This is a genomic window from Candidatus Nitrotoga fabula (assembly GCF_905221025.1).
Lineage (GTDB): Bacteria > Pseudomonadota > Gammaproteobacteria > Burkholderiales > Gallionellaceae > Nitrotoga > Nitrotoga fabula.
In genome coordinates this window covers 1-5483 of the sequence record NZ_CAJNBL010000029.1, presented here as the reverse complement: position 1 = coordinate 5483, position 5483 = coordinate 1, and the positions used below count along the sequence as shown (strand labels likewise).

The window sequence follows — 5483 nt, the reverse complement described above, 5'->3', positions numbered from 1 at the left end:
ACAAACAACAAAGCCCTCTTTAAGAGGGCTTGATTGCGAATAAGGAGTCTGACGATGACCTACTTTCACATACGGATGTACACTATCATCGGCGCACGGTCGTTTCACTGTCCTGTTCGAGATGGGAAGGAGTGGGGCCAACCTGCTATGGTCGTCAGACATAACTGGTGATGAACTGTCTGCCGGCTGTTGCCGGCGGTCAATTCATCTTCAACTGGAAGAAGTAATGGGTCTGGATTGTATTGTAATTTCTGACTCAACTTGTTTTGCTTAATGTTATAGGGTCAAGCCTCACGGGCAATTAGTATCAGTTAGCTTAACGCATTACTGCGCTTCCACACCTGACCTATCAACGTGGTGGTCTTCCACGACCCTTCAGGGGGATCGAGTCCCCAGGGAAATCTAATCTTAAGGCGAGTTTCCCGCTTAGATGCTTTCAGCGGTTATCTCTTCCGGATTTAGCTACCCGGCAATACGACTGGCGTCATAACCGGTACACCAGAGATCCGTCCACTCCGGTCCTCTCGTACTAGGAGCAGGTCCCTTCAAATTTCCAGCGCCCACGGCAGATAGGGACCAAACTGTCTCACGACGTTTTAAACCCAGCTCACGTACCACTTTAAATGGCGAACAGCCATACCCTTGGGACCGACTACAGCCCCAGGATGTGATGAGCCGACATCGAGGTGCCAAACTCCCCCGTCGATATGAACTCTTGGGAGGAATCAGCCTGTTATCCCCAGCGTACCTTTTATCCGTTGAGCGATGGCCCTTCCATTCAGAACCACCGGATCACTATGACCTGCTTTCGCACCTGCTCGACTTGTCAGTCTCGCAGTCAAGCATCCTTTTGCCATTGCACTATCAGTACGATGTCCGACCGTACCTAGGATACCTTCGTACTCCTCCGTTACTCTTTGGGAGGAGACCGCCCCAGTCAAACTGCCTACCATGCAATGTCCCCAATCCGGATTACGGATCCAGGTTAGAACCTCAAACACACCAGGGTGGTATTTCAAGGTCGGCTCCACGACGTCTGGCGACATCGCTTCTCAGCCTCCCACCTATCCTACACAGGTCTGTTCAAAATCCAATGCAAAGCTACAGTAAAGGTGCATGGGGTCTTTCCGTCTAGCCGCGGGTAGATTGCATCTTCACAAACATTTCAACTTCGCTGAGTCTCGGGTGGAGACAGTGTGGCCATCGTTACTCCATTCGTGCAGGTCGGAACTTACCCGACAAGGAATTTCGCTACCTTAGGACCGTTATAGTTACGGCCGCCGTTTACCGGGGCTTCAATCAAGAGCTTGCACCCCATCATTTAACCTTCCGGCACCGGGCAGGAGTCACACTCTATACGTCCACTTTCGTGTTTGCAGAGTGCTGTGTTTTTATTAAACAGTCGCAGCCACCTTTTCACTGCAACCCCATCAGGCTTCGGACGCGAGGTCCTACACCTTACCGGGGCGCACCTTCTCCCGAAGTTACGGTGCAAATTTGCCGAGTTCCTTCACCCGAGTTCTCTCAAGCGCCTTAGAATTCTCATCCTGCCCACCTGTGTCGGTTTGCGGTACGGTCTCTATACAACTGAAGCTTAGTGGCTTTTCTTGGAAGCATGGTATCAGCAACTTCGCGCCTAGAAGGCACTCGTCATCACGCCTCAGGATTGACCTCCCGGATTTGCCTAAGAGATCTCCCTACACGCTTAAACCAAGACGTCCAACACTTGGCTTGCCTAACCTTCTCCGTCCCCACATCGCATTGTATTGAGGTACAGGAATATTAACCTGTTTCCCATCGACTACGCATTTCTGCCTCGCCTTAGGGGCCGACTCACCCTGCGTCGATGAACGTTGCACAGGAATCCTTGGGCTTTCGGCGAGGGAGCCTTTCACTCCCTTTATCGCTACTCATGTCAGCATTCGCACTTCTGATACCTCCAGCAGCCTTCTCAAGCTGCCTTCGCAGGCTTACAGAACGCTCTCCTACCATATGTACAAGTACATATCCGCGATTTCGGTGCATAGTTTGAGCCCCGTTACATCTTCCGCGCAGGACGACTCGATCAGTGAGCTATTACGCTTTCTTTAAATGGTGGCTGCTTCTAAGCCAACATCCTGACTGTTTTAGCCTTCCCACTTCGTTTTCCACTTAACTATGTCTTGGGGACCTTAATCGGCGGTCTGGGTTGTTTCCCTTTCGACACCGGACGTTAGCACCCGATGTCTGTCTCCCATGCTCGCACTTCTCGGTATTCGGAGTTTGCAATGGTTTGGTAATCAGCAATAGACCCCTAGCCATGACAGTGCTCTACCCCCGAGAGTGATACATGAGGCACTACCTAAATAGTTTTCGGAGAGAACCAGCTATTTCCAAGTTTGTTTAGCCTTTCACCCCTATCCACAGCTCATCCCCTAATTTTTCAACATTAGTGGGTTCGGACCTCCAGTGAGTGTTACCCCACCTTCATCCTGGCCATGGATAGATCACTTGGTTTCGGGTCTACACCCAGCAACTATCGCCCTTATCAGACTCGCTTTCGCTACGCCTCCCCTATCCGGTTAAGCTTGCTACTGAATGTAAGTCGCTGACCCATTATACAAAAGGTACGCAGTCACGGAACAAGTCCGCTCCCACTGTTTGTATGCATGCGGTTTCAGGTTCTATTTCACTCCCCTTCCGGGGTTCTTTTCGCCTTTCCCTCACGGTACTGGTTCACTATCGGTCGATTACGAGTATTTAGCCTTGGAGGATGGTCCCCCCATGTTCAGACAGGATTTCTCGTGTCCCGCCCTACTTGTTTCAACCCTAGTTCCACTCCTGAATTTTCGCGTACGGGACTATCACCCACTGCGGTCAGACTTTCCAGACTGTTCCGCTAATTCAGAAGCTAAAGATTGAAGGCTGTTCCAATTTCGCTCGCCACTACTTTCGGAATCTCGGTTGATTTCTTTTCCTCCGGCTACTTAGATGTTTCAGTTCACCGGGTTCGCTCTACCTGGCCTATATATTCAGCCAGGAGTGACCCTTGCGGGCCGGGTTTCCCCATTCAGATATCTACGGATCAATGCTCTATTGCCAGCTCCCCGTAGCTTTTCGCAGGCTTACACGTCTTTCGTCGCCTGTAATCGCCAAGGCATTCACCACATGCACTTATTCGCTTGACCCTATAACATTAAGTCCTCGGTCAGTTTCCAGACCAAGGATTGTGTTACAAGTTTTTTGTCTTGCGTTTGTGTCCGCTTCCATCCGACTTGAATGGTTGCGGCTTGATACAATCAAAACCCATTTTTTCAGCTCACTTGTTTTCCGGGTTGCCCCGGTCACTTGTGTGCCAAAAAAATCTTTACTTCTTCCAGATTGTTAAAGAGCTGCATTACACACTATCAGCAAAAGCCAATATGAAAGCGTTCGTCTGATTCGCTTTTATATGGGTTTTTGCCCATCCTTCACCCGCAGGATGGTTTTGGTGGAGGATGACGGGATCGAACCGACGACCCCCTGCTTGCAAAGCAGGTGCTCTCCCAGCTGAGCTAATCCCCCATGCTTGGTGGGTCTGAGTGGACTTGAACCACCGACCCCACGCTTATCAAGCGTGTGCTCTAACCAGCTGAGCTACAGACCCTTTTAAGCGTGAGAAGCGAGAGGTCAGGCATGAGATCCTTCACTCAGTCCTCTCTCCAGCCACCTCACTACTTTAGTTTAGACAACCGATGAGTGTGGATACGTGCGCCAAGGTTTCTCTAGAAAGGAGGTGATCCAGCCGCACCTTCCGATACGGCTACCTTGTTACGACTTCACCCCAGTCACGAACCCTACCGTGGCAACCGCCCTCCTTGCGGTTAGGCTAGCTGCTTCTGGTAGAGCCCGCTCCCATGGTGTGACGGGCGGTGTGTACAAGACCCGGGAACGTATTCACCGCGACATGCTGATCCGCGATTACTAGCGATTCCGACTTCATGGAGTCGAGTTGCAGACTCCAATCCGGACTACGATCGGCTTTGTGAGATTGGCTCCCCCTCGCGGGTTGGCTACCCTCTGTACCGACCATTGTATTACGTGTGAAGCCCTACCCATAAGGGCCATGAGGACTTGACGTCATCCCCACCTTCCTCCGGTTTGTCACCGGCAGTCTCATTAAAGTGCCCAACTGAATGATGGCAATTAATGACAAGGGTTGCGCTCGTTGCGGGACTTAACCCAACATCTCACGACACGAGCTGACGACAGCCATGCAGCACCTGTGTCCAGGCTCCCTTTCGGGCACCAAGCCATCTCTGGCAAGTTCCTGGCATGTCAAGGGTAGGTAAGGTTTTTCGCGTTGCATCGAATTAATCCACATAATCCACCGCTTGTGCGGGTCCCCGTCAATTCCTTTGAGTTTTAATCTTGCGACCGTACTCCCCAGGCGGTCAACTTCACGCGTTAGCTGCGGTACTAAGGAAGTCTCCCCCCCCAACACCTAGTTGACATCGTTTAGGGCGTGGACTACCAGGGTATCTAATCCTGTTTGCTCCCCACGCTTTCGTGCATGAGCGTCAGTATCGACCCAGGGGGCTGCCTTCGCCATCGGTATTCCTCCACATATCTACGCATTTCACTGCTACACGTGGAATTCTACCCCCCTCTGCCGTACTCTAGCCTTGCAGTCACAAATGCAGTTCCCAGGTTAAGCCCGGGGATTTCACATCTGTCTTACAAAACCGCCTGCGCACGCTTTACGCCCAGTAATTCCGATTAACGCTCGCACCCTACGTATTACCGCGGCTGCTGGCACGTAGTTAGCCGGTGCTTCTTCTTCCGGTACCGTCATCCACACAGGTTATTCACCCATGCGCTTTCTTTCCGGCTGAAAGAGCTTTACAACCCGAAGGCCTTCTTCACTCACGCGGCATGGCTGGATCAGGCTTTCGCCCATTGTCCAAAATTCCCCACTGCTGCCTCCCGTAGGAGTCTGGACCGTGTCTCAGTTCCAGTGTGGCTGGTCGTCCTCTCAGACCAGCTACGGATCGTCGCCTAGGTAGGCCTTTACCCCACCTACTAGCTAATCCGATATCGGCCGCTCCGAAAACGCGAGGTCCTTGCGGATCCCCCGCTTTCCCCCTCAGGGCATATGCGGTATTAGCGCAACTTTCGCTGCGTTATCCCCCATTTCCGGGTACGTTCCGATATATTACTCACCCGTTCGCCACTCGCCACCAGGGTTGCCCCCGTGCTGCCGTTCGACTTGCATGTGTAAAGCATGCCGCCAGCGTTCAATCTGAGCCAGGATCAAACTCTTCAGTTCAATCTCTGTTGCTTTTTATCCCATCCTCGCGGATAGAACGATCTCACTCAAAGCGAATTAATTTTTCATTTCTTCAACTTCGTGTGAGGTACTGCTTTTATGTCTTGAGACCAATAACCATACAATTAAATTGTATTGTCATCAGTACCTTAACGCATGTACCCACACTCGTCGGTTGTCTGTAAACTTTTAAAGA

Annotated in this window: 2 tRNA genes and 3 rRNA genes; all 5 read right to left on the bottom strand. The window is 51.4% G+C overall.

Going from position 1 to position 5483, the window contains the following annotated elements:
- Nucleotides 1-46: 46 nt before the first annotated feature.
- Nucleotides 47-159 (bottom strand): 5S ribosomal RNA (gene rrf, locus KJA68_RS07640).
- A gap of 121 nt (nt 160-280) precedes the next feature.
- Nucleotides 281-3167, bottom strand: a 23S ribosomal RNA gene (locus KJA68_RS07635).
- Nucleotides 3168-3467: 300 nt separating this feature from the next.
- Nucleotides 3468-3543, bottom strand: a tRNA-Ala gene (locus KJA68_RS07630).
- A gap of 5 nt (nt 3544-3548) precedes the next feature.
- Nucleotides 3549-3625: transfer RNA gene (locus tag KJA68_RS07625), tRNA-Ile, on the bottom strand.
- Between the two features lie 122 nt (nt 3626-3747).
- A 16S ribosomal RNA gene (locus KJA68_RS07620) occupies nt 3748-5287 on the bottom strand.
- Together the 16S, 23S and 5S rRNA genes with 2 tRNA genes alongside form the textbook arrangement of a ribosomal RNA operon.
- Between the last annotated feature and the right edge of the window lie 196 nt (nt 5288-5483).